The following is a 23,868-nucleotide window of genomic DNA, read 5'->3' as shown; positions in this document are numbered from 1 at the left end:
CGGCTTTCAAGTGGCTTGGCGGGGTGGCTGACGGCATGCGCGGGGCCGTCGGGATTTGGCGCCATGAATGGGTAGGCCGATGAAAAAAGATAGCAATAAACGCGCATTTCAGTGGCGTTCGGTCATGTTTTCCATTTCTCTTGGTATAAAAAATGTACCGGAGGCGGGGTAAACCGGGGCGTCGTCTACTGTCAACCCGAGCCAGTACGGGTGCGACATGCGCATCCGCCTCGTAAGCGGGGGTAATATTGAGATGTCCGGTGCGTCCTTGCCTCGGGCGGCGGTCCCGTTAGAATCGCACCATGGATACCTCCGTATTGATTGTTGACGACGACCCGGCCGTACGCGATTTGCTGAGCCGGTATCTCGAACCGCGTGGTTATGCGGTCTCCACCCTGGCGGATGGCGACGGCTTGCGTGCGCGCCTGGCGGAAGGGCGCCCGTCGCTCATCGTGCTCGATGTGATGATGCCGGGCGCCGATGGCATGCAAACGCTTGCCGCGCTCCGCGATAGCGGGGACGATATTCCCGTCATCATGGTGACGGCGCGTGACAGCGTCGGGGACCGGGTGGCAGGCCTCGAACTGGGTGCCGACGACTACATTGTCAAACCGTTCGAGCCGCGCGAGTTGATGGCGCGGATCGATTCGGTGTTACGCCGCGAGGTAGCGAACCCGGTTTCGCATTCCGCGGGTCGCACGGAATCCGCCGAAGTCTTTGCCTTCGGACGCTTTCGTTTCGACAGCCAGTCCCGACGACTGTTCGCCGACAGCAAGCCGTTGCCATTACGGGACAGCGAGCTGGCGCTATTGAACGTCTTTGTTCGTCATCCGTACAAGGTGCTCGGGCGCGAGTATCTACACCACCTATTGCGTGGCGAAGCGCTCAGCTTCCGCGATCGGGGCTTCGACGTACCCGTATGGCGGCTACGCCGGCTGATCGAGGAAGATCCGTCAAATCCGCGACATCTCCAGACGGTGCGCGGCAAGGGCTACGTCTTCGTGCCCAATGTCGAGGCAACCTGATATGCGTTTTCGGGCCGGCCGCGCCGATACCGGCGTCGAGGCCGGCAGTGACGGGTCAGACAATACGGACAGCCATCGTCCATCACAGCCATTCGATACTGTGTTCGGGCGAATGGCGGTGTTTGCCATTCTGGTCCTGTTCGCGGTACAAGCCGCCTGGTTTGCTGTATTGGCGATACAGGGGCCGCGCAACCAGGCGAACGGCTATGCGCGTGGCCTGTTGATGCTGCTGCAGGCGGAGCACAATGACGCGACGGGCGATCCGGGGCTATCGCCGGTAAATGGCGTGATGCTGCTGCCGGAGTCGGCACGGCCGCGCGATGGCAACTGGCATAGTCAGATCGATGGTCCGATGGGGCATTTACTCGATGCCATGCGCAAGAATCTCCCGGCCGGGACGCTGGTCGGCATCGAAACCGGATCACCGCGAGATCGCCTCTGGGTTCGCTATCCAGCGCCTGCCGCAACGGCTGCGGCATCGAACACCGCCAGCCCGGCCGATTCGCGCGAACCGAATTGGATTGTCATTTCGCTGGACCCGCCGCCGCCGCCGCCGGTCTTGCTGGAGTCCGCCGCCATGTTGATCGCGGCGGTCCTGTTGTCGATTGGCGCCGCTTGGCAGATGCAAAGGCCGATGGCGCGCGTCGCGCAGGCGGCGCGCCGCTTCGGCAAGGGCGAGCGGCCGCCGCTGGTGGCCGAGAAGGGACCGCGAGAAGTGCGCGAGCTGATTCACGCGGTCAATCAGATGATGCGGCAGATCAGCCAGAGCGAGGATGAAAAGATCCTCATGCTGGCGGGCATTGCACATGACCTGAAAGCGCCGTTGACGCGAATGAAGTTGCGCGCCAGCGTATTAGTCGACGACGAAGCGCGCTTGCAGTTCACGCGTGACGTCGATTCGCTGACGCATATCGTCCAGCAGTTCCTGGAATTTGCCGGATCGGAGCCGGCGGATGGCCCGGAAATCAGCGTCGATGCGTTTATCCGGGCGCAGTTTTCGATGCCTGAAACGGGTGAGGAAACGCTGTTTGTGCAGCATCTGCGTGCGGGCCCTGCTTTCACTTTGCCCCGTACCCTGATCGATCGTCTGGCCAGCAACCTGGTCGACAACGCGCTTGAGCACGGCAGTGCGCCGGTGGAGTTGCGCACGCGGCGTGATGGGGACCATTGGGTGTTCGAGGTGCGAGACCATGGCCCCGGCATCCCGGAAGATCTGATCGAGGAGGCCGGTAAGCCGTTCGCGCGCCTGGACCCGGCGCGAAGCGGCGATGGTCATTGCGGGCTGGGGCTGGCGATCGTGGCGCGCCTCGCGCGCAAGCGCCGTGGCCGCTACCAGATAGAGAATGCGCCCGATGGCGGGTTGGTCGTCAGCGTCCTGCTGCCTGTCGACCCATCGATCGAGCGCCCCGTGGCGGCCTTGCATTAGGCCGGCCTGGCCCACGGCTTACCGGATGACCCCGCCTGCGCGCGTCAGGGAGAGGTGCTGGTGATGCCCTTCGGCTTCCAGGCATTGGACGATGTGGTGCCATAGGGGTTTCCCTGCGTGGCCGGTGCCGGCATCGGGGCATCGCCGGCATATGGTGCCTGGGCCGGTTGCGTCCCCGCAAAGGCTGGCGGGTTTGTTGCCGGTGCGGCCCGCGTGCCGGTGTACGGCGAAACATAGCCGGCCGGCGGTGTGGCGGCGGGTGCCGACATGGCAACATCGGCGGTACCGTACGGGTTCGCCTGCGTCGTGGGCGCCGCGTTCGGTAGCGCGTTCATGCCAGGCTGTTCCAGCGGTACGGCCATGACTTCCGCTGCGCTATAGCTGGTCTGGCCATTCGTCGAGATCGTATAGCCGCTGCTGCGTGATATCGGTACGGCGGCCAATTGCGTATTCTGTACGGGCACGACCATCTGGCGCACCAGACCGCGCATCTTTGTCGAGACACTGGCAAAGCGGTCGACGTTCAGGCCCTCGGTCTGGTAATGCGCGACCACGACCTCGGTGCCATGTACCAGACGCAGATCGATGGTCGAGAGATAGCGGGTATAGCCGTCGATGAATTGACGTTGGCCGTAATCCATCGACGCGGTGTAGGTGAGCCGCGATTCGCAGTCCGGCGGCGCCGTGCCTGCGTTATAGACCATCGAGGTCACCCCGCGCTGAGCCAGCGCGACGCGCAGGGCCGGGACAAGGTCTGACAGGTTGACCTGGTTGTTGATCTCGATGCACACGTGTTTCACTGGCAATGCCTTGCCGGTGACATACGTCGGCGATGACACCTGGGACGCCACCGCGAAGCCGGCCTGGGTCACCGATCCCACTGCGTCGGCCGCGGCCACCAAGGTGTAGGCGCAGCCTGACGTCAGCGACATGATGGCTGTCGCCACGGCGATGGTCGTCCACGCTCCCAGCCTGCCTTCGCTACGCCTTCCTGCCGTTGCGCCGTGCCGCGCGTGCGTGCGCCGACCATCCGCGCCTGCGAGCGGGGTCGTCGAGGTTGCCGCCGTGTCGCGCGCTTGCGCGGCCGTGGGCTGCCGATACGCCTTTGCATTCATTGCCGTGTGCCGTCCGCCCAAATAAGGGGTCGTGGTCAGTGTTGCGATGATCGCGTATCTTGCGTCGGGCAAAATACCGAGCAGGGACCGCGGAACGTCAAGTCCTTACGAATTCTTACATGATCAAGAAATATGACCGATTGGATCGATGACGCAGCCGTGCCCGCATGGTTTGCCGCACTGCGCGGGCGCTGGCGCTTACGGCGGGTTGTGCTGGCCTGGCGCGCGCCAGATAGCGGTCCGCGCGAGAGGCCCATTTCGGCAAGCGGTCCCGATGCGGTGGTGCCTGGGGTTCTGTCTTCTCCTTCTATAGAGGCAAGATTGACCGGCGAAGTGACATTGTCCACGGCGCAATCCGACCTGGCGTTGCACTATGTGGAGTCCGGGGTATTGCGTCTGCGGCATGGCCATCCGTTGCAATCGACACGACGCTACCTCTACCGATGCGAGACCGGCGGCGATGGGCACACGCTCGCGATCGATTTCGCCGATGGACCTTCGTCAGGACAGCCGTTCGTCCGTTTGCCCTGGCCCGCCTTGCAAGAACGCGATGCCGCCGATGGCGAAGACCTGCACGTGTGCGGGGCGGATCGCTATCACGTCCGCTATCGTTTTGAAAAGAAGCGGCGTGACACGACAAGCGATGAAAGCGGCGGCATGTCGATGTCGCGTCCGGATGGCGTCGCCATTGCGTGGTCGCGTCTGAAAATGCGCAAAGAGGATACCGAGATATCCGAGAGCGACGAGGTATTACCACGCTGGAATCGTATCGTGCAGCGAACCCGTGTACGCGGGCCGAAAAAAGATTACGCGATCGTTTCGATATTGGATCGAATCGATACGTCAGGATGATTTTTGTGAGGGTGAAACAGGGTGGATCGTTCCGTCGCGAATGATCACGATGGCGTCAGGGGCATCAAGCGCCCGATGTAAGGCGCCGAGAACCGCCGAGCAATGGCATGGAACCATTGTTGGTATGAACGCCAACGCGGGCGCCCATACCGAACGACGCGCCAGGGAGGCGCTTCGTGAAACGCCGCGGCATAGGTGATGCTTATGCCGTCGTTTCTGCTGCCGGTGCTGCAACCGGTGCCGTGGCAGCGGTCTTGCGCGGTGCGCGGGTCTTCTTTGCGGCAACCGGAGCCTTCGCCACGCGTGCCTTCTTCGCGGCGGCTTTCTTTGCAACCGGCTTCACGGCGACTTGCTTCGTTGCCGCTTTCTTTGCAACGGCCTTTTTCGCAACGGCTTTCTTTGCCACAGCCTTCTTCGCGGCAGTCTTCGTTGCCGCTTTCTTTGCAACAACCTTCTTGCTCGCCGGGCCAGCCTTGATGATTGCTTGGGCTTCCTTCAATGCCGCCTTCACTGCCTTTTCGTACAGTGCAACCTTTTCAGCTGCATCCTTGCGTGCTTCGGCGGTCTTCGCCAAGGCCTTCTTTGCCGCTTCACCCAACTTCGCGGCGCTAGCTTCCAATTTAGCCAGCGGCGTGGCCTTGATTCCCTTCGGCATCTTCTTCTCCTCGTTGATAAACCCGCGCAGTGTTGCCTTGTTTCCCAGTGCTGTCAATCACTTGTCTTCAAACAAAGTGTGACTGTCAACCGAAATTTTCGTTTTTAAAACGCACTGTGTGAATTTGACACTGGAAATAAAGAGGTCCTTTGTATATCGAGGGCTAAGCGAAAGTTGCGATGAAAAAACGGGTAATGAAGCACGCACGCAACGTCTGCGCTGTTAAGCAACAGAAACGGCGAAAAGAAAAGGACGCGACGAAAGGGGGCGATCGCCCAAAAAAAATCGTTCGAAACACTCTTGAAAAGTGTTGAGCAAGGCGCATATCGGTATCAGGCGGGTGCTCATTGGGAGGCCCGTCCAACTTTATCGCTTGTTACTTTGAGGATATGACCATGCGTACCTATGACTTTGCTCCGTTGTTTCGTTCGGTGATCGGTTTTGATGAATTTGCCCGTGTGCTCGATGATGCATCGCGCGGTGAGGGGGCGCCGAGTTACCCGCCTTACAACATTGAACTGGTGGAAGAAAACGCATACCGCATTACGATGGCGGTTGCCGGTTTCGATCGCAGTGATCTGGATATCGAAACGGAACGCAACACCTTGAAGATCACGGGCCGTCGCCGCGCTGAAAACACGCAGCGTACCTTTTTGCACCGCGGCATTGCGGAACGTGACTTCGAACACCGTTTCAAGTTGTCGGATCATGTAAAGGTAACTGGCGCGCGTCTGGATAACGGCCTGTTGTGTGTGGAACTGGTCCGGGAAATTCCAGAGGCATTGAAGCCGCGTCGTATCGAAATTGGCGCGGGTTCTCGGCTGATCGATGCCGCCGAATCACATGCCGCGCCGTCGGAAAAGGCGGCTTCCGCACCGACGGAAACTGTCGTCGCGTGATGAAGACGGCTGGCGGATTCTTCCGAATTTGCCGGCACGCATAACGCCGGTGACGTTGTCTACGCCCCCGCTTGCTTTATGGCAAGCGGGGGCGTATTGCATCGTAGCGTGAAAATAGGGTGTGCTGCACGATGCGGTTCAACGCGGTGTTTTTCCTGACGCTTTCTTCGCAAGACGCGATATCGCTTCGGTAGCGGCTTATTGCTGTCACATCCGACATGCAATTTGATGGACCGCAGAGGTAAAGGAAAGGCTGCCATGATGAACACGCCGGCCACCGACGGCATAGCCTGGCCGTCCGGGGATTCCCGCGACGAGAGACTACAAACGGACAATGGCCGTGACGATGCGGCCCCGAGCGGCCCGCAGACCCAGATGTCGGCGCGCATCGCGACGCATGGTGGCGTGCAATTCGCGCCATCGCATCCACCTGCTCACACATCGCCGGCGTCGCCTCCCTTGCTGCGTCCGCGGACGGAGACAACGCTCGGCCGATTATCGTCGGCGATGTCGCGCGCAAAACGAAAGATGACCGCCTCGCGCGCGTCGACGTTTCTTTCTCGCTCGATCGAGATCAACACGGCGCTATTCCACTCCGCAAGGCACGGATACCCGCGCGATCCGGCGGATTTCAAGCAAGGCAGCGTGACTGACGGTGACCTGCGCCAGGGGACCGACGACACGGCGGCACACGTCATTACGCGGCAACGCCTGCAAGCGCAAGTGCATGCGCAGGCAATCCTGAATGTGTCTCCGCTCGATGCGTCGCCACCGACCGCCGCAACGGCACATGCATCAGCGGCATCATTTCCCGCGACAGACATTACGACCACGCACCGTCCTTCCCCTGACCGGAAAATGGATAGGCTGGCGAAGAACGCGCACGCGCATGCCATCCAGAGCGAATGGGTTGATGGTGTCTCGGAAAAACAGAAAACGCGTCGGGCGAAGTCGTTTGCGCTGACGTTGCATCCCACGCGGCTGGTCTCCGCGTTGCAGCATGCAATCCATCCGATGCGAACTGAAGCACGTGAGAGCAACGTAGGTAACGTGGCGTCCGATAATGGCGTAATCGGGCTGTACCCGGTTGGCCCGTTACCGGATCGCACCCCTGCGTCTGCGATCGGCGCGCTACGCGATGCTGCCGCGTGGAGGCGTTGGATCGAAAACGCGTTGCCGGCGCAAGCACGCGCGCAAACGCACAATGTGCCGCCAGGGCATGCTGGCGCGGCGGCGGTGCAACTTCCAAGTCTCGATCAACTGCGTGCTGATCGCGCGGCGACCGAGCATGTGCATCGCGCGCTGCGTGGTTTGGGACCGGCGGTGTCGCCCGCCGCGCGGGAGAGCGGTGTCTTGGTCGTACAGTCACTGCATCGCTTAGGGGTGATGCACGCGGAACAGGCGGTGCCGATTCTCGACGCGGTATGCCAACTCGATTTCACGCAGCCCGACCGCATGCATGCCGATACGCCGGAGGCAGTGCACGCGTGGCGGCTTGCGCGGAACATGGCACGGACGGCACCGGGTTTCGATGCGTTAATGCGGTTAAGGGGGGAGAGACGACCACGAAATGCATTGGGCGATCTGGTCGATGTGCCGCCTGAGCACGCTCATCGGCGTGAAGCGCAACGGATGATGTTGCAGGTCGCGGCGGCATTGGAGCCGGACGATGCGTCACCGATGCGTGCGTACGAAAGCGAGAGCCGTGTGACAGCGGATGGTGCGCGCGCGGCCTATCCCGGTAGCGTGACAGGCCGCATTGCGCTGGAATCGCGACTGGATCCGTCGCCTGCCGCGGTGATCGCGCGGCATCGTGCCCCCGCTATCGGTGATCCGGCGCGACCGAATGTGCGGCAATGGCGATCCGCGCCGTTGGCATGGCGTAGTGGCGCGGCGGCATTGGAGATGCTGCGCGCGCAGGGGGACGCGAGTCGCCTTCATGCGGACGCCATAGGTGATTTTTTCGCCTGGCAGCAAGGTTTTCGGAAGGATGGTCCAGGTAGCGACTATGCGTTCATGCGCGCCCGTCTGCACAAGTTTACGGCGAAAACGATTCCGCGCGTTGCACAATCACAAACACGGAATTATCTGCCGCGCTTGTTCGGCAAGCGGCGCTCACCGTTGTCGGCGCTTGTCCGTTTCGGTACGCAAGGCGTGCCTCGGAAAACGTTTAAAGCCGAACACCAGGCAATGCGGGATGGTATCGACGCGGCCGTTGCCGCGCTTCCGCCCTCGGTGCGAACCGAAGCCGCTGACGTATTGCCGACGATGACGCCCGACGATGCGCTTGCCGTGCTGACCGATTGGTTGCACCGCGCGGGTCCCCATGCCAGCCCGGCATTTCAAGCGGCGCTGACGCACGCGCAAAAACTGGCGCATCCAGGCGAAGTCGACGCGCCGCCGGTGCCGATAGGCCGCGCGCACCGCACCGCTCATTCGGGCGTCGCGAATGGTGATGCTCGCGTCACGGTCAACGATGTCCAGATGCTGACTGGCGACGATCCGGTGAGCTTGGCCCGCAGAACCTTGCAGGCCGTGGCGCGTGCGTTGCCGTCGAGTTCGCGATTGCGCCTGGGCGATGGCAATCGCATTGGCGTCAGCACGCGCGGCCTGTCCGCGAACGTGTCGACAGCGCTCGGGCTCGCGGGCATTCCCATTGCGCCGCGCCTGGATCTGCGCGCAAGCCGACAACGGGAAGCGGTTGTCGAAATCGCCCGCAATACGCAAGGAGTGGATGTTTTCGTTGGCACCGCGGATACCCTCTCGGCGCATTCCGGGGCGGGTGTGCTACTCGGGTATGACATTGACGTGGGCCTGGCGCGGTTTCGTGCGGGCCTGACGTTGCAAGGCGTGCCGTACTCCGATGCACGGCAACGGCCGCGTGGCGTGATGCTGCGGGTCGCACGCCGAGTTGCCGGGAATGGTGGATCCTACAGCGACGCACGGATGCTGGAGAAAGCCGAGCAGATCGTTTCACACCTGTTTGACGAATCGTTACGCTTGAATGGTCAGTTGCCGCTTGCCACTGTCACCAGCAGAGAGGATCGCACGGCCACGCCAGCACCCGTTGCAGGAACGGCCCATGTCATCTTTCCGAACGGTAGCACACGTACCGTGCTACGCCGACATCGTGATGCACAGGCAGAGCGCGATCTGGCGGAGGGCAAGGATGCCCGCGGTTCATGGAATCGGCTCGCGCGGTGCTTTATCGACGACCCCGACATCTCCATTGGTTGGATGGACGGCCGCAATGGGCAGCAGAAGCATGGTGTGTCCGCCGACGCGGGTCCGTCGTTCCGCCTGTTCGGCCCCGCGTCCTGGATGCGGCTTGGGGTCAACGCCGGCCTTGCCTACGAATACACGTCACGCCGCTGGCTGGATGGCGACGAGCACAGTGGTCGGATGCAGGTGACCCAGCATCGCGTGGGAAGGGGGCATCGTCTGATCGGGCGTCTGGGCGGTACGATCGGCGGGACCTCGGAGGCGGGGGACGGTAGCGGGGCGGTGAGCGTGGGGGTGGTTTCCCTGGATGCGCCCTCGATCAACGTTGCGTTCAAGGACCGCTCACGGCAGGCGAAAGTGCAACGCGTACGGGAGAACGGTCGGCTTGTCAGTCGCGCCTGTCTGGTCGATCTCGAGTATACCGACGCCCATGCATACTGCCGTGCCATGCAGGCCCAGCGCCCGCGCTGGATCGCGTTTTACGCCAATCAGGCGCCCCTGGGAACATCAGCCGCGGCCGCGCACGAGCAGGCGACCCGGCGCTTCGTGCAACATCTTGCCGACGCGATGGCGAATCGCATGCCGAATCAGACCTATTTTCATCGATGGCGACTGCGACGTGACAAAGCCGAGGAGATCGATGGTCTGTCGGCGTTGGCGACAAACGCATTGGTTGAAGCTACGATCATCGAGAAGGCGACGCGCCGCGCGCCGAACGGGCGGTTGCAACGGCCCGGGCCACCCGATCCCCGGCTGCTTGCCGCGCGCGCCGCCCATGACGCCTTTCAAGCCGAAATCGACAAGATTGCCGATGATCCCGAGTCGTGGATACCGGTGGAAGAGAAAGGCAAGGAGCGTTCACGTCAGGCGCGTTCGCCGGGCGTCAATTTCGCCGTGCAATGGAATACGACGACCAGTGCCGTCGGCGAACGGGAAATATTCTCGGAAGCGTTGTCCTTTGCAACGATGGAGCGGCTCGATCGCACTGCTCGACGCGGCAGGCAGGCCCGCACGCACGGGGGGTGATTTTTTTTGGAAGGTTGTATGATCCATAATTTCGAACGCCGCGCGTCATGTCCGGGCGCGCGCCCGACCGGAGGTTTGTCCTCTCGTGGCAATGTCCAAACTTTCACGCCCCAGGCTGATGCTGCCGGTGTCCCTCTTTCGCCAAGGCGCTTCATTCCGCGTCAAGGTCAGCGCGCTCTATGCGGTGCTACTTGCCGGCAATATCGCCGCATGGGCTTGGGCCATTGCGACTTTCCACCATTACCCGCTATTGATTGGGACATGTGGCCTTGCCTATGCTTTTGGCCTCAGGCACGCTGTCGACGCTGATCACATCGCCGCTATCGACAATGTGACGCGCAAACTGATGCAAGATGGTCAGCGGCCGACAACCGTCGGGTTGATGTTTTCCCTCGGCCATTCAACCATCGTTGTGCTGGCCTCGGCGCTGATCGCCGTGACGATCCATGCCATGCGTGGCGCGTTCTTCGACGATGCGCGCGTGTCGTACTGGCGCGAGATTGGCGGTGCATTTGGCACCGGCGTATCGGCGTTTTTCCTGATCGTGATCGCGATGATGAATCTGGTCATCCTGCGTTCCGTCTGGGCGTCATTCAAACGCGTACGTCACGGGCTACCCTATCGGGAGGCCGGTATCGATACATTGCTGGCGGGCGGTGGCTTTTTCGCACGTTTGTTGCGTCCGGCGTTCAAGCTCGTCTCGCGCAGTTGGCATATGTATCCGCTCGGTTTTTTATTCGGGCTCGGTTTTGATACCGCAACAGAAGTCGGCTTGCTCGGGATGTCGGCGAACGGCGCGAGTCAAGGCATGACGACGGGGGCGATCATGATTTTCCCGGCCCTGTTCCTTGCCGCAATGACTTTGGTCGATACGACCGATGGTCTGCTGATGGTGCGGGCCTATGGATGGGCCTTTGTACGGCCCATCCGCAAACTCTATTACAACTTGACGGTAACAGCCTTATCTGTGGTTGTTGCATTCTGCATTGGTGGCATAGAGGCACTGGCGCTTATTGCCGACAAGCTAAGCCTGAAAGGACCTTTTTGGGATAGCGTCGGCGTGCTCGGCGATCATATGGGCTGGCTCGGTTACGGCACCGTGGCGTTGTTTCTGGCCGGCTGGTTCGTATCGGTCTTGGTTTATAGGTGGCGTGGTTATGCGGAGTTGGACTGTGTGCGCACGGGATGCGCGGAATCCGACTGAAGACGAACGGATTGTCACGTTTTCCTGTTCGGGTAATAACAGTCTGCAGTCAAACACTTGTTCACCGCGATCGATGCGAATACGTCGCTCGGCTTGGAGGATTCTTCGTATATTGTCCGGTCGTGCCGCTGCAATGGCAGCGCTTTCCTTGGGGGGAGTGGGACTGCATGCGACAGTTGCCCACGCTGCATCGGACGATGCCGATGGCGTGGCCGGAGTGTCGTTGTACGGCGAGATCGATGCCGGCATCGCCTATCTGCATCAACCGGCGGGTGGCGCATCCTGGCGTGCTAGCCAGGGGCTGATCGATGGTTCCTATTGGGGGGTGCGTGGCAGTGAGCCACTGAACGGCGACCTGCGCGCGTTGTTCCGGCTCGAGCACGGTTTCTCGTCCACCGACGGTAGCCTTATAAATGATCATCCGATGTATGTCGGCCTTGCGAGCGAGCGTTTCGGCATGGTGACGCTCGGACGCCAGTACGATGGGATGTACGATTTCCTTGCGCCTTTTACGCTGACGGGGAACAGCGGCGGTACGGCATTCGCGCATCCGTTCGACAATGACAACGCGAACAATTCCTATCTCGCCTCGAACGCGATCAAGTACACGAGCCCCGAGATCGGCGGCGTCACCTTCGGCGGCATGTATGCATTTTCGAATGCGTCGGCCGGCATGTCGCGCAATCGCGCTTATAGCGTGGGCGCCCGTTTCAAGGCGGGCGATTTCCAGATCGGCGGCGCGTATCTGCGTGTGGATGGCTTGGGAACCACCGAGGGCGGCGCGTATGACGCGCAGCCGTTGCCTCTGACGCCGACGATGGGCAACGTAGTGAATTATGCCGATGCGAGTGCACGTCGACAAAATACTTTCGGTATAGGCGCCAGCTATACAATAGGCGCTTTTACGTCGGCGCTTTCCTACTCGCGTGCGGTCTACACCGGGGTTGCCGACGCGTCCGACGGATCGCCTGCTGCGTCGATCGGCTTCAGCAATATGGAGTGGAACGTCAGTTACCAGGCCAGCACCGCTTTGCAGCTTACGGCGATGGTGTCATACACGCATGCGTCGGCCAGCAGCCGATGGTTGACAGGAGGCATGCAGGCCATCTATACGTTGTCACCCCGGACAAACGTCTATGTTCAGTGGGTCGGACAGCGCGCATCCGACGGTCAACTGGCGGTGCTCAATGGCTTCGATCCGTCCAACGGGCGTCATCAACTACTGCTGGCCACCGGGGTGCGTCACAATTTCTGAGGACTGTACGGCGCCATGGCGCCGCTATAGGTCTTTGGAAGTGGGAAGGCAAAGCCGCTGCGTTTCGACGTGCGCACGCCCAGGCCGAGGAGCGCCTCGGCAAGCTTGACGGCGGCGGTGACGCCGTCGATGACAGGAACGCCCAGTTCCTGTTCCAGTGCTTCGCAGAAATCGACCATCCCCGCGCAGCCCAGCACGATGGCTTCGGCATGGTCTTCCTCCAGCGCTGCACGGCATGACTGCAGCACTTTCTCTCGCGCGGCCGAGCCCGGCTCCTCCAACGCCAATACCGCGACATCGATCGCGCGCACGTTGCGGCAGAAGCCGCGCATGCCATACCGATCCACCAGGTGCCAGGTCATATCCCTGACACGGCCGAGGGTGGTGACAATCGTGAAGCCGGGTGCGATAAGGCTGGCGACATGCATCGCCGCTTCAGCAATCCCCAGCACCGGCCCTTGCACGCACTCTCGTGCCGCATGCAACCCCGGATCGCCGAAACAGGCGATCACGTGCGCTTGCGCCCCTTCGGCCTCTCCTCGTTTCAGTTCCGAGAGCAATCCCGGCACGGCCATCGCGTCGTCATACCATCCTTCAATCGAAGGGGGGCCGGCGTCGGGATTGACCACTCGCAATGTTGTGCCGAGTGCCGCCTTGCGGCGTGCGCCGTCCGCGATGGTTTGCGTCATCGAGGCGCTGGTATTCGGATTCACGATATTGATTTTCATATGGGTTATCCCGTAACGGCGGTACGCATGTGACGTTTGCACATCAGTAACTTGAACAGCGGGCTGGTCATCGTCGTCGAGATGACAGCGAGCGTCACCAATGCGGCGTAGGCAAACTCCGATAACAGCCCCTGCTTATGTAGCACGGTGGCGGCAACGATTTCCATCAATCCCTTGCATTGCAAGAGGGTACCAATTCCCCAGCGCTCGCGTGCATCCAGGCCGGCCACCGGCGGCAGTATCCATAGCGCGGTCATTTTAGAGACTGCGGAAACCAGCAGCAGCAATAGGGCTGCCGACATGGCTGCCCAACCCATGACCCGGCCGTCGATGTTCAAGCCGCTATGACCGAAGAAGAGCGGTGCCAGGGCAATCAAGCTGATCTGCCCCAAGCGTTCGATATGGATGCGGCGCATCCATCGCGGCGGCAGCAATGCGCCTGCGGCAAAGGCGCCGATCAACTCGTGAATGCCCAGTCGTGCGCTGCACCAGGACCCGCCGACCAGGAACACGGCCGCGATCATCCAGGCGATGATGGGATGGACAGGTTTCTCATGACGTTCCGCAAGCCAGCCCATGGCGCCGAGCAATACAAGGCAGCCGATGGCCATTATCTGCGTCTTCCCCCAATGCAAGCTTGTACCAACGTTTGCCGCAAGTTGAATGGTGGCCAATCCCAGCCATAGCACCGCATCGTCTATCAAGGCGACACTGAGCGCGATAAAGCCTAGCGGTTGTTGCTCGGGCGTCAGTTCGCGTAGCAGACCGACCAATACGGGCAGCGCGCTGACTGCGATGCATAAGCCGATGGTGCAGGCGCTTATCCAATTATTGCCATGCGGCGGAACCCAGTTTGCCTGGTCGAGCAAATGAAAGCGGCTGACCAGTGTACCGGTCACGAACGGCAACGCCAGCGCCAGCGCGGCGGCGCTGGCAATGCGCAATGGTTTGAGAGGGGGCCGTGCAATGGTCTTGCTGCCACCATCCCGACCCGTGATCACCGGTGGGTGACGTGTTTCGAGCCCCGCGGTAAAAGCGAGCAGGACGACGCCGATAAACCCGATCTGGTCGCCTGGCACTGATGGGAGGCCCAGGGATTTCATCGGTAGTCGTGCGGTTGCCAGGATCAACCCGAGCAGAATTGGCACGACGGCCAAAGGCAAGGAGCGGCGCAACGCCACCCAGATCAGCCAGGGTATCCCGATAAACAGCGCGATGTCATAGAAAAAGGGTAATACGGATGGCATGAGTAAAAGGTTCGGAAAGGCAAACCGGCCCGTCTATTAAATTGATTTGACAAGTTATACCACGATGATAAAAGGCGATGGGAGGGATGGGCCCGACTTGGCCTGGATCTTTGGACAACACCCAAAGGATCTAGGGGAAAGCATACAACGCGGGAGAAGATCAAGGCCGCTTTGTAGCCCAGTTGCTCCGCAGATGTGAGGGAGCGGAAGAAGCAACTATCTGTATTGATGCAAAAGCAATGAAATGCGCGTCCTGGCGGCGCTGATCAGATGCAACGTTGAGATGTATCTCAACGCGGGCAAAGATAAAAGGCCGTCACGCGGCCGTTATGGACGGTCTTCCATCTGTTTTGTAAATTTTATTGCGCTTCCCCTCAACTATTGTTGGCTTATTGTTCGTAATGCGTTTTGTATTTTCGCACTGTCCTAAAGTAGTCTCATTGTTCTTTTATATAAGAAAAGGCGAGTAAATATCAGGAGCAATAGTTTCATGAATAAATTTTGCGTAAGAAAAATTTCATTAGGATTACTTTTTGCTATACCTTTTGCTATGACAGGTTGTCATAAGGGTGACAAACTATCCGACGCGGGTGATGCGGTAAGTCGGGTCGTTGACAGCGTGGTAGATAAGGGAAGACGAGGTGCGAGAGAGGCGGTGAGGGCGGACACAGGTGCGATGGGTCTTTATTCGCGTGAAGCAACCGCGAAGGCACGTCCTGTATTTTTGGCTGTTACCCCGCATGGCACCTTTGGCACGTTTGACGGTGGGGCTCGGATATTTTTTTCACCGGAGGTAATGGTGCGCACAGGAGGGGAAGGGCACCTTCAGCCAGGAAAAATGTCCCTTTTTGTTAATCCTCCGGAAGTCGGGCGCAAGCAATTTGTAGTGCAGCGGGATTATCTGGGAAGCTTCAAGGCGCAGCGTGAACTTCAGTTGACGCTGGCGGATGTCAACGGCAGTTTCTCGACAGCGCCTTATGTTTTACAGTATGAACCACTGTATGAAGAAGCGCTGACCTTGTTGGACATTGCGGGAGAGTATAACGGTCATCGCATGGAAGGGCAGAAAACTACGGGCCCCCTCACGGTGTCGATTGCGACCGATGGGACATTTAAGATGCAGGACGTGGACGGAAAAATCTTCAAGAAGGTACTGACCGCTGCAGCCGACGCCCGTTACTTTATCTTGTCTGACGATGCGTTGTCATCGGCAAGTGCCACGGTTGACAAAATAATCGCGTTAGTTTTCTTTGATAAGGACAAAAAGCTCACCATGATTGCAGCAGACCAGAAACACGCATTGGCCATCGAGGCACGGCGTATTGATGCAGGCGTGCCTGATCCTGCCGCTATCTAATACGCTCTGCCGCGCGCGGAAGCCTTGGTGGGTCAGGTGCCTGGTTACCTTGTGAACGATAATGTCGCTTGGCGGATGCGGGATGAAGACGCATGCCGCTAACTTTTCGATTTCCAGTTTGAAATAAGCGATAATTTCATCAATTCGATCAGATCCGATTACTAACGCTTTCGCGCCTGACACTGATGAAATTGATCCGAGGTAAGGAATTCACTTCGCCGCAAGCATGGGGCGCGGTCGAAATCGCCAATATGGACGGCACGACGGTACGCCTGCATTGGACCGATAAACCCTATATATGGCATGTGAATGACGGCGAAGAGGTTTTTGCTGTTCTGGACGGCACAGTGGATATGCACTACAGGGAGTCCGGCGTCGAACAGATCGCCGTGCTGTCCGTAGGCGATGTGTTTTTTGCTGGCGTCGGCTGCGAGCACGTTGCGCATCCACGTGGAGAGGCCCGGATATTGGTTGTCGAACGTGAGGGCAGCATGTGAGTCGTACGACGCTTTTCAAGACGGTTAAAGGCCCTTAAACGTCATTTTGCCATTTGATACCGTTGCTTTTTATACTGTCGTGGCGCGCCGATTCGTGACACGTCGCCCCGATTGGCTTACTAATAAGGGGGGGGGCTGGCAATGCGGCATTGTATCAATCGCCTTGCTTGCTCTGCGCCATGCGGGTGCGATATACGCGCGGTGCGGTGCCACGCCGTACCAACGCTTGAACGCCTGCGAGAAGCTCGATAGGTCGCTGAAACCAAGCCGATCCGCGATATTTGAGAGCGTCATGCGTTTTAGTGTGCCATGTCGACAGACGGCACCGTGCTGAATACGGTTAGTGCTTACCCGTTTGGATATTCCTCGGTAATTAACTGCAATCGAAGCGAAGCAAACTGATTTGCCATGTCATTCAAGAGGAATAGATCACGCCGTCGTCTTGTCGGTTGCGAAGCGTGGGGGTCGTAGTTGCGGGGTAGGGTTATGTCGTTTGGCGCATACGCAGTCATGCCGTGTGCGGTACAGGTTTGAATTGCCCGCTTGGTTTGGTCCCGATGCGTTATCACGCCCACGGTGCCCAGTGCTGCTGCGTTTGTCTTCAAGGCGAGGATAGCAACGGCGACATCGTCGAGCGTAGGGTACGTGACCTTGCCGCTGCTCGCTACGGCCGGGGGATGGACTGACTGGAGGTTGTTTGTGCTCATGCCATATTTGGTCGTGAGCACGCTCGCCACTTCTGCTTGTGCGTACACCATTACCGGCTTCAGTGTGTACAGCTGATTTACCGCGTCAGCGATTGCTTCGTTAATGGGGCCAGGTAGCGGCGTGGACGCGCCCGGACGATCTCCGAAACTGAATGCGATGATACTGCTAATCTGGGCTGCGGGGATGAATGGTAAATCCCACGAGAAAAAGATGTCGTGTAGATAAGGCACCTCGATGGCTGCTGTGTGCGCATCGTTCAGTTCCGTCGTAAGTTTTGCAAGCATTTGCTTTTTTAGATCGGCATCAAGTGTTGCAGCACTTGCCGCCTGGACGGTCTTGCTGATTCCTGCGGTTGATGCAATCACGGGAAGCGCCGCGGCAACGGATGTCGAACGAATAAATGTTCTGCGAGATGTCATAATAATGAGATAGCAAGAATCAAGGGGGCTTCCTACGGGGTTCGCGTGTGAAAAAAACTCAACCCTCGGGGCAGGCCTGGCTTGTTAGTGCCGCGCTTTTGGCCATCAATTGCGCATACATATCGTGTACGAGGTAAAGGTGGCGACGCCGCGTCCACGGTTGTCCCGATAGCGCATCGTAGTTGACCGGTAATGTTATTTCTTGGACTGCTGCTGCATTCATGCCGCGCGCCTGTGAAGTTTCAATACACCGTTTTGCGTGATCGCGATGTCCCACTACCCCGACGTTTCCGAGTGCCGCAGCACTTCCTGCGAAGCCGATGATTGCGGCCGCCACGCCATCGGTGCTGAGATACGTCACGGAGCCATCGCTTGCAATGTTCGGCTCGATCGATTGCAGGTTGGCGCTGGTCATCCGGTATTTCGAGGCAAGGAATCGGGCAATCTCCCACTGTGCGTACACTTTCGCGCCGGTCAGTAGATAAAGCTGATGAACCGCATCCGCGAGTGCTTCATTGATCGGTCCCGGGTCCGGGAGCGCCGCCTGCGCAGTTGCGGTGGCGGACGTGTTGCCGCTCGCGGCATTGGGTCGATTGCCAAAACTGTAAGCGACGATTGAAGTGACTTGGGATGCTGCTATTAATGGTAGATCCCACGTCAATCCAATATCCAGCATGGTTGGTACAAGGGTGCGGGCGGTGGCGGTGTCGTGCAATTCGGCCGATAGCTTCTCTTGCATTGCCGCTGTCAAATTTCTCTCAGAAATGTGGTCAGATGTGGCGCGCCCCCCCGCCGCGGATGCGGTTGATGCATCGGTCAACAAGGCGGTCGCGGCAGCTTGCGAAGCGTGCGATAAGAAACGTCGGCGGGAGGTCGTCACGGGCTGTTGGTGTTTTTTAAAATAGTATTTCTACAGATAGAACGTTACCTTGCAGTGACAACGCGTCATGATGGAGAATGGTTTTGTTGTCTGGGGTCTGTCGTAGCGTTCTTTGGCGGGGAAGTTATGATTGCATTCGACGTTGGCAGCCACCGTTTTCATTTTCGTGCCGCAGCGGTTATCACGCTGTCTGAACACATCTTATTACACCAAATCGAAGGTCAGAATTTCTGGTGTTTACCGGGTGGTCGAGTCGAGCCTGGTGAACGCGCAGAACAAACCGTGGTCCGAGAGATGCACGAAGAAGTCGGCGCGGATATTGATGTTGGGAATCTGTTGTGGACCGTTGAGAATTTCTTTTCCCATGAAGGCCAGCCACATCACGAAATCGGACTGTACTTTGCTGCCATATTAAAGCCGGGGTCGTCGATGCTTGACTTAACGAAGCACCACTATGGCGTGGAAGGAAGCAAAAGTCTCAAGTTCGTGTGGTTCGCACGCGAGCAGTTATGGTCACTTGATATCAGGCCCGCTGTCCTTGGCGAGCTTCTGGCAAAGGGCCAATTAGTGCCAGCCCATGTCGTTCAGGATGGAGAGCAATTCACAGTTCGCTGCTTGTAAATCGAGTGGCAACTTTTAAGGGTTGATGTCGGAGCATGCCGCGACCATCCCATAAATAACCCGGTCTCGACAGAATTGCTGTCAATATGCGAAATGATAGTTGCAGTGACAGCCACTATTGGTCGTTGGGTGGCTGATTCGGATGTGTCAGCGCTTATTCGTCGGCTTCATAGCGTAAAACGGCCGTTGAAGATTGAAGGCCAATGTCCTTTTCGGGGCAAATAAGCTGCCGACTGCAGGACCGCAGCGAACCTCCGAATCTCGGTCTGAGCAGGCGTTCGGCCGCGATTCGACGGCTGACCGCTTATGGGCAGACAGGGGGCGAGTGAGATGCATCACCTGTCGCGCGTTGGAGATTTCTGAGATCGTCCAGGAAAGGACAGCCATTGCGCCCTCTTAAATCGACGACAATCTACACTTCCATGAGGTATCGATGGTCGATCACTGGCGTTGTGTCGATGAAACTAGCTTTAGTCCCTTCAAATCGCCAGCCGTTTCGCTCGTAGAAGGCGATCGCACGAAGATTGCCTTCAAGTACATAGAGATGCATCAGATTCTGATTTTGTTTCCTGGTCCATCTACGCACGGCGTCAATCATTAACTTTCCCGCCCCGCACCCTTGATGGGTTGCGAGCACATGAAGGCAGTCAAGCAGTATTCCGTACGACGAGTCATCCACATTTTCGGCGCGAACGAAACCAACCGGCACTCCTTTGCACTCGGCCAACATGACAAGGCCGCGGGCTTTCGCCGGTTGCGCCATATAATTTTTCCAATGAGCCATATGCTCAGCCGGCACTTTTTCAAGAAGATACGCGGCGGGCAGGATGTGAGAGTAAGCTAGCTGCCAACTTCGGGTATGCAGCCTAGCTATGTGCAACGCATCGTCGGACGCAGCCTCGCGCAGTGAGATTTTGTTTTCTGCCATGTCGGTCAATTTCAGTTCTTGGCATCCATCGTAGCATTTTCTCTGTTTGCACAATTCCGCAGGCATACAATCTGACACGGTGGTGTGCGGCCGGTAGCCGACAAACGGAGGCCGCCCCGAAGCAGCTACTGCCGTCGAGTGCAAACTGTGTCTCATAGTGTTTGTTGGCGGCGGCTATTCTGAGCAAAAACCCGGTGTCCAGCGCAGTGCAAATTTAGTGATCATGCTCACCTGTAATGAGGATTATTCAACAGCCTTGCGATAAGAATCGCGCCGAATTGATTGATGCTGCCGCCGTCAAGTCCAAAGGGCCTGTGCCAGAGCCAGGGCGGCAACGTGTGCGTCAGCGTGGATGCTATGAATCCCTTCCGGCACCACACAGCCCGTAGCTCCGGGATTGACAACATAGCGACGAACCGCCTCCTCAAGCACGGCGCCAAGACACTCAGCCACCGGTCGGTCAGCACGGAGAAGCTCCGTCAAGGGTACGCGTCTGTGCGAGCGTAGCGTTCGAGGATGCAAGCGCAGAGGCCTGCCTTGTTACCAAACGCGGCGTAGAAAAATGCTGCCCCGAGCGGCATGACGAGCGGGGGGCGGCGTGGCGATGCATGCTTACCGCTCATTGCCGAATAAACCTGATCCCCTCATTCATGCCGCATTTGTACGAGATACGCTCACCGAGCCTCGTATAGGCAGGCAACTGAAACATGTCGGCGGTGAATATCACCGTCTTGTCCGGCTTGACTTGGTAACGTAGAAACTGCCACAGCGGTTCCCCGTTTTTCCCCACAGTCGGGTGGCTATCTGAAAAACTCAGCACGCCGTCCATGACAAGATAGCCGTTGATGGTCAGGCCGCCCTTGGCTTTTCCGGCACGCGTGGTGGCACCGTCGGGCTGGCAGCGGCTCAGGTCGAGAGAGACCGCCACGGTCGCGCCCTGGTCGAGCGCTTGCTCGATCTCGGCCAGGCTTGACAACGCTGTTGCTGGGGCTGCTTGGGCCAGAGTAAGCGGCATGGTTATGCAAAGCGAAATGACGGACAGCGATGCAACAGATAGGAATTTCATTACGGATGGTCCTTTCTCGCCAATAGAGAGTTATAAGCTTGAGCCGCCGAAATTTCCGCCCCCAACTCACGCTTCGTCACAAGGGTGTCCAGGTCAATCATCTTGCTGTCAATTTGGAAGACGTAATGCCAGTTCAGCAGGATGTGTTGCCTAGCAGCCAGTGACATCTGGGAGATGAGAGCAAGTAGTTCTTATCAAATCCAAGAATGATGCATTTTCTAGTTCGAATACGTTGACGGTGCACTGCGCCGAATAAAGGAGCGTCATTGTCGCACAAGCATCTCGGCGAGAAAAGTTAACGAGCGAAGAGATGACGAAGGGTCATTTCGTAACCCATAAGGAAAACTTGGTCGTAGACATCGCTGTTAATAAGCTAATCGTTGCACGATTTTTTATTGATTTGCTGAAATCTGCTTAGGTACTTACCTTCGGGAAAGGACTGATTAGCATGAAAATGGAAAAGCACATGGAGCGCAAAGGACTTACATGGAGCATATGGCGAAGCAATTCTGGTGCTACGTGAGCGAAAAAAGTTGCAATCTGTGCTTGGCGAGCAGGGCGAGAAGTGATCGCTTCAATCCAGCAGGGGCTGCAAGCTGACAGCATCGCCGTCTCGATTTTCAACCGGACATGCGCTGATTGCTCCTTTTGGCACGCTAGGTCGCGTGGGTGGCGCGTTAGCTGGCATCTCATAAGCCTTTTGAGCGGAGTCGGCTCTCAATGCTGTCGCGCTGGCCTTTGCAAAGGAACTCGCCTCAGTCAATATCAAGGTCGATGCTGTCGATCCAGGCTACATCGCCACCGATTTTAACGACCACTCGGGTTATCGTACTGTGGAGGCGGCTGCAGAAGGCATCGTCTGGCTTGCTACAAAAGACCCAACCGGAAAATCGGGGCGCTTCTACTTCGACCGCAATCAGATTGCTTGGTAATGCGTTTATCGCATGCTCGAATGGCAGCGCGAGAGAAAAGCGCCTCGTCGTGAAAGGTTGATCGATTTAGGATGGACAAGGGACCTGAAGTGTCACTGCCAATCGTGTCGCGATTTTTATAGCACGCCAATGTTATCGGCAACCGCATGGTCGCCGGAACAGGTCCTTGTACAAGCAGGTCGCCCGACAACTTTTTCTCATCCAGACAGGCAGCTATCGCGTACGTTTTGCGTAGGATGCGGCGAAACGATGTTCGGTACAAATCGCCTTGGTATGCGTGTCGTGCCGAACAACTTGATCGCCCAAGGCGCGAATGGCGAGTTGCAAGAGGAAATGCGGCCAACTATGCATCTGTTCTACCGGTCTCGAATCATCGATGTGGAAGACGATCTCACAAAATATCTAGAAGGTTGGGACGGGCCGACTACGACAGGCAACCTTACTGGATCTTGATGGCTGACCGCAGCGCGCCGAAGCAAAACCTGCTCTAGCACGATGACCGCTTTCCGCCTCTTTTGGGTCGCTTACTTAGAAGCAGGCGAGTGTCCCTTTCGGCCGAACCTGGGACGATCAGAATGAAGGAACCGGCTTCCGTAGCTCGGCCTAAGCGGACTTTCGACGTTAGATCTAGCAGTGTCCAAAACTGTCAGAAAAACGGTCGCTGCGCGTTGCAGGACATACGCATGCTCAATGCGGCACGCTAGAGCGCCGGCCGGGTTGTGGTTAAGGCGAGGGATATTCTTCGCGTGGCTCGCGCAAAAAAAACTTCTGATATCGTTGGCTGCGCGAGCCCGGACAATATGGCTTGTCCTGGAAATCGACGGATGAAACCTGGCTAATTTTCTGCTCGAATAGCATACGAGGATCGGCCGACCGCTGCGTGAACGAAAATGGACCTACCCATTGTTGTTCAAAAGTCATCTCGTCTTCTGACTCTTTACCCAAAAATACAGAAAATTAGCCAGCGATATGGCGAAATAGTATTCAACGCTCATTATAAGTCCCCAATTTTGCGGTGTGATGTGACGTCGAGAGACGAGAGGCACTTGAAGTCTCGCGTCTGTACCTTGACCGATTCAAAGGCGCGTGTGCGTTTTGCTCTCAGCATCAAATGCTGGCGTCGCTTCAATTGCTAGACGTGGACAACGCCTCGAGTTTGTCAATCGCACGCACGAATGCCGGTCGAGCCATTAGCTCGTCATACCATCGCTGTACGTTGGATGCGTGTGCGAGCGATACATCCGGAAATGCACGGCGCCATATCCATCCGAAATGGGCGATATCGGCGATTGAGAGTTCGTCACCAGCAGCGAAGCGTCGCTTACTGAGAACGTTATCTAATAAGCTCAATTGGCGGTTGGCTTCGCTGCTGAAGCGTTCGATGGCATGCGGCATCACTTCAGGCGCAAACTTCAAGAAATACCCTGCCTGACCAAACGCCGGACTGAGGCCGGATGCGTGTGCGAACAGTTGCTCAAACGTGCGTGCCCGCATCACCATATCATTGGACAGTAGCTTGCCGTGACGCTCCGCCAAATAGACAAAAATAGCTGCAGACTCAGTCAAGACGAAATCCCCCGTCGCGTCGGTCAGCACGGGCACCTTTGCATTGGCGTTCATTGCGACAAAGGCGTCACCCTTTTGCTCACCTTTTCGAACGTTGACAGCGTGTAGCTCATAGTCCAGTCCCATTTCCTCCAGCGCGATCGGCACTTTGACGGAATTCGGGGTGGCGAAAGCGTAGACCTTATACATGGCGAAGAACCTTTGGGTGCGTTGTGTTCGATGAACGAACTATGCGCCAAG

General features: G+C 58.1%; 20 protein-coding genes and 1 pseudogene. 11 read left to right on the top strand and 10 right to left on the bottom strand.

The window, feature by feature from the left end; all coding sequences use genetic code 11:
* Positions 1 to 302 precede the first annotated feature (302 nt).
* Both WM40_RS04460 and WM40_RS04455 read left to right on the top strand, forming a co-directional pair.
* Positions 303 to 1,025 (top strand): response regulator, encoded by a 723-nt coding sequence (locus WM40_RS04460; RefSeq protein WP_036009843.1) that lies wholly within the window; start codon positions 303 to 305, stop codon positions 1,023 to 1,025.
* Position 1,026: 1 nt separating this feature from the next.
* Positions 1,027 to 2,451, top strand: a complete 1,425-nt coding sequence (locus WM40_RS04455; RefSeq protein WP_082102426.1) for an ATP-binding protein — start codon at positions 1,027 to 1,029, stop codon at positions 2,449 to 2,451.
* Between the two features lie 44 nt (positions 2,452 to 2,495).
* On the opposite strand, the gene WM40_RS31155 is transcribed toward WM40_RS04455, so the two are convergent.
* Positions 2,496 to 3,566, bottom strand: a complete 1,071-nt coding sequence (locus WM40_RS31155; protein WP_024903523.1) for a hypothetical protein — start codon at positions 3,564 to 3,566, stop codon at positions 2,496 to 2,498.
* 132 nt (positions 3,567 to 3,698) lie between these two features.
* Here WM40_RS31155 and WM40_RS04445 point away from each other — a divergent pair, with 132 nt between their 5' ends.
* Complete coding sequence (locus WM40_RS04445; protein ID WP_046152260.1) at positions 3,699 to 4,418, top strand: DUF6314 family protein; 720 nt, start codon at positions 3,699 to 3,701, stop codon at positions 4,416 to 4,418.
* 202 nt (positions 4,419 to 4,620) lie between these two features.
* Here WM40_RS04445 and WM40_RS04440 read toward each other — a convergent pair whose 3' ends face one another.
* Positions 4,621 to 5,073 carry a hypothetical protein gene (locus WM40_RS04440; protein ID WP_024903521.1) on the bottom strand — a complete coding sequence of 151 codons (453 nt, stop codon included), beginning with the start codon at positions 5,071 to 5,073 and terminating at the stop codon, positions 4,621 to 4,623.
* A 395-nt stretch (positions 5,074 to 5,468) separates the two neighbouring features.
* On the opposite strand from WM40_RS04440, the gene WM40_RS04435 reads away from it, so the two are divergent.
* From WM40_RS04435 to WM40_RS04420, 4 genes are all read left to right on the top strand, one after another.
* On the top strand, positions 5,469 to 5,972 hold the full coding sequence (locus WM40_RS04435) for an Hsp20 family protein (protein ID WP_024903520.1): 504 nt from the start codon (positions 5,469 to 5,471) through the stop codon (positions 5,970 to 5,972).
* 258 nt (positions 5,973 to 6,230) lie between these two features.
* Positions 6,231 to 10,220: a hypothetical protein gene (locus WM40_RS04430; protein ID WP_046152259.1), complete on the top strand. Its 3,990-nt coding sequence runs from the start codon at positions 6,231 to 6,233 to the stop codon at positions 10,218 to 10,220.
* A gap of 91 nt (positions 10,221 to 10,311) precedes the next feature.
* Entirely contained in the window at positions 10,312 to 11,424 is a 1,113-nt protein-coding gene (locus WM40_RS04425; RefSeq protein ID WP_390174009.1) for a HoxN/HupN/NixA family nickel/cobalt transporter, read from the top strand.
* 133 nt (positions 11,425 to 11,557) lie between these two features.
* A complete protein-coding gene (locus WM40_RS04420) occupies positions 11,558 to 12,679 on the top strand; it encodes a porin (RefSeq protein ID WP_236693383.1) in 1,122 nt (373 codons plus the stop codon).
* Here the strand turns inward: WM40_RS04420 and WM40_RS04415 are convergent.
* A complete protein-coding gene (locus tag WM40_RS04415) occupies positions 12,667 to 13,407 on the bottom strand; it encodes an aspartate/glutamate racemase family protein (RefSeq protein WP_024903516.1) in 741 nt (246 codons plus the stop codon). The two genes, WM40_RS04420 and WM40_RS04415, sit on opposite strands and share 13 nt — an antisense overlap.
* Before the next feature lie 5 nt (positions 13,408 to 13,412).
* On the bottom strand, positions 13,413 to 14,654 hold the full coding sequence (locus tag WM40_RS04410) for a cation:proton antiporter (RefSeq protein ID WP_046152258.1): 1,242 nt from the start codon (positions 14,652 to 14,654) through the stop codon (positions 13,413 to 13,415).
* A 490-nt stretch (positions 14,655 to 15,144) separates the two neighbouring features.
* Between WM40_RS04410 and WM40_RS29915 the strand changes: the two genes are divergently transcribed.
* Both WM40_RS29915 and WM40_RS04400 read left to right on the top strand, forming a co-directional pair.
* On the top strand, positions 15,145 to 16,011 hold the full coding sequence (locus WM40_RS29915; protein WP_157685703.1) for a hypothetical protein: 867 nt from the start codon (positions 15,145 to 15,147) through the stop codon (positions 16,009 to 16,011).
* Positions 16,012 to 16,196: 185 nt separating this feature from the next.
* Positions 16,197 to 16,508 carry a cupin domain-containing protein gene (locus WM40_RS04400; RefSeq protein WP_081764924.1) on the top strand — a complete coding sequence of 104 codons (312 nt, stop codon included), beginning with the start codon at positions 16,197 to 16,199 and terminating at the stop codon, positions 16,506 to 16,508.
* Between the two features lie 204 nt (positions 16,509 to 16,712).
* Here the strand turns inward: WM40_RS04400 and WM40_RS31150 are convergent.
* The 3 genes and pseudogenes from WM40_RS31150 to WM40_RS04390 all read right to left on the bottom strand — a co-directional run.
* Positions 16,713 to 16,802 (bottom strand): annotated as a pseudogene (locus WM40_RS31150) (helix-turn-helix domain-containing protein); the annotation flags it as partial.
* A 53-nt stretch (positions 16,803 to 16,855) separates the two neighbouring features.
* The gene (locus WM40_RS04395; protein ID WP_330218152.1) at positions 16,856 to 17,581 is read right to left on the bottom strand and encodes a Tat pathway signal protein; all 726 of its coding nucleotides are present in this window, start codon (positions 17,579 to 17,581) and stop codon (positions 16,856 to 16,858) included.
* Positions 17,582 to 17,693: 112 nt separating this feature from the next.
* Positions 17,694 to 18,515: a hypothetical protein gene (locus tag WM40_RS04390; RefSeq protein ID WP_046152255.1), complete on the bottom strand. Its 822-nt coding sequence runs from the start codon at positions 18,513 to 18,515 to the stop codon at positions 17,694 to 17,696.
* Positions 18,516 to 18,641: 126 nt separating this feature from the next.
* Between WM40_RS04390 and WM40_RS04385 the strand changes: the two genes are divergently transcribed.
* Positions 18,642 to 19,136, top strand: coding sequence for an NUDIX hydrolase (locus tag WM40_RS04385; protein WP_046152254.1), 495 nt, complete (start codon positions 18,642 to 18,644; stop codon positions 19,134 to 19,136).
* Positions 19,137 to 19,548: 412 nt separating this feature from the next.
* Here WM40_RS04385 and WM40_RS04380 read toward each other — a convergent pair whose 3' ends face one another.
* A complete protein-coding gene (locus WM40_RS04380; protein ID WP_046152318.1) occupies positions 19,549 to 20,064 on the bottom strand; it encodes a GNAT family N-acetyltransferase in 516 nt (171 codons plus the stop codon).
* A gap of 619 nt (positions 20,065 to 20,683) precedes the next feature.
* Positions 20,684 to 21,130 carry a VirK family protein gene (locus tag WM40_RS04370; protein WP_046152252.1) on the bottom strand — a complete coding sequence of 149 codons (447 nt, stop codon included), beginning with the start codon at positions 21,128 to 21,130 and terminating at the stop codon, positions 20,684 to 20,686.
* A gap of 989 nt (positions 21,131 to 22,119) precedes the next feature.
* On the opposite strand from WM40_RS04370, the gene WM40_RS04360 reads away from it, so the two are divergent.
* Positions 22,120 to 22,515, top strand: a complete 396-nt coding sequence (locus WM40_RS04360; protein ID WP_046152316.1) for a GFA family protein — start codon at positions 22,120 to 22,122, stop codon at positions 22,513 to 22,515.
* Between the two features lie 672 nt (positions 22,516 to 23,187).
* Here WM40_RS04360 and WM40_RS04350 read toward each other — a convergent pair.
* Entirely contained in the window at positions 23,188 to 23,817 is a 630-nt protein-coding gene (locus tag WM40_RS04350; RefSeq protein WP_046152251.1) for a glutathione S-transferase family protein, read from the bottom strand.
* Positions 23,818 to 23,868: the final 51 nt, after the last annotated feature.

It is taken from the genome of Robbsia andropogonis (assembly GCF_000970345.1).
In the GTDB taxonomy this organism is placed as follows: Bacteria; Pseudomonadota; Gammaproteobacteria; order Burkholderiales; family Burkholderiaceae; genus Robbsia; species Robbsia andropogonis.
This window is presented reverse-complemented; position numbering and strand designations above follow the sequence as displayed.

Bases quoted from the DNA above. Each gene is read 5' to 3' on its own strand.
- WM40_RS04460 (WP_036009843.1), top strand. From the start codon at position 303: ATGGATACCTCCGTATTGATTGTTGACGACGACCCGGCCGTACGCGAT.
- WM40_RS04455 (WP_082102426.1), top strand. From the start codon at position 1,027: ATGCGTTTTCGGGCCGGCCGCGCCGATACCGGCGTCGAGGCCGGCAGT.
- WM40_RS31155 (WP_024903523.1), bottom strand. From the start codon at position 3,566: ATGAATGCAAAGGCGTATCGGCAGCCCACGGCCGCGCAAGCGCGCGAC.
- WM40_RS04445 (WP_046152260.1), top strand. From the start codon at position 3,699: ATGACCGATTGGATCGATGACGCAGCCGTGCCCGCATGGTTTGCCGCA.
- WM40_RS04440 (WP_024903521.1), bottom strand. From the start codon at position 5,073: ATGCCGAAGGGAATCAAGGCCACGCCGCTGGCTAAATTGGAAGCTAGC.
- WM40_RS04435 (WP_024903520.1), top strand. From the start codon at position 5,469: ATGCGTACCTATGACTTTGCTCCGTTGTTTCGTTCGGTGATCGGTTTT.
- WM40_RS04430 (WP_046152259.1), top strand. From the start codon at position 6,231: ATGATGAACACGCCGGCCACCGACGGCATAGCCTGGCCGTCCGGGGAT.
- WM40_RS04425 (WP_390174009.1), top strand. From the start codon at position 10,312: ATGTCCAAACTTTCACGCCCCAGGCTGATGCTGCCGGTGTCCCTCTTT.
- WM40_RS04420 (WP_236693383.1), top strand. From the start codon at position 11,558: ATGGCAGCGCTTTCCTTGGGGGGAGTGGGACTGCATGCGACAGTTGCC.
- WM40_RS04415 (WP_024903516.1), bottom strand. From the start codon at position 13,407: ATGAAAATCAATATCGTGAATCCGAATACCAGCGCCTCGATGACGCAA.
- WM40_RS04410 (WP_046152258.1), bottom strand. From the start codon at position 14,654: ATGCCATCCGTATTACCCTTTTTCTATGACATCGCGCTGTTTATCGGG.
- WM40_RS29915 (WP_157685703.1), top strand. From the start codon at position 15,145: ATGAATAAATTTTGCGTAAGAAAAATTTCATTAGGATTACTTTTTGCT.
- WM40_RS04400 (WP_081764924.1), top strand. From the start codon at position 16,197: ATGAAATTGATCCGAGGTAAGGAATTCACTTCGCCGCAAGCATGGGGC.
- WM40_RS04385 (WP_046152254.1), top strand. From the start codon at position 18,642: ATGATTGCATTCGACGTTGGCAGCCACCGTTTTCATTTTCGTGCCGCA.
- WM40_RS04380 (WP_046152318.1), bottom strand. From the start codon at position 20,064: ATGGCAGAAAACAAAATCTCACTGCGCGAGGCTGCGTCCGACGATGCG.
- WM40_RS04370 (WP_046152252.1), bottom strand. From the start codon at position 21,130: ATGAAATTCCTATCTGTTGCATCGCTGTCCGTCATTTCGCTTTGCATA.
- WM40_RS04350 (WP_046152251.1), bottom strand. From the start codon at position 23,817: ATGTATAAGGTCTACGCTTTCGCCACCCCGAATTCCGTCAAAGTGCCG.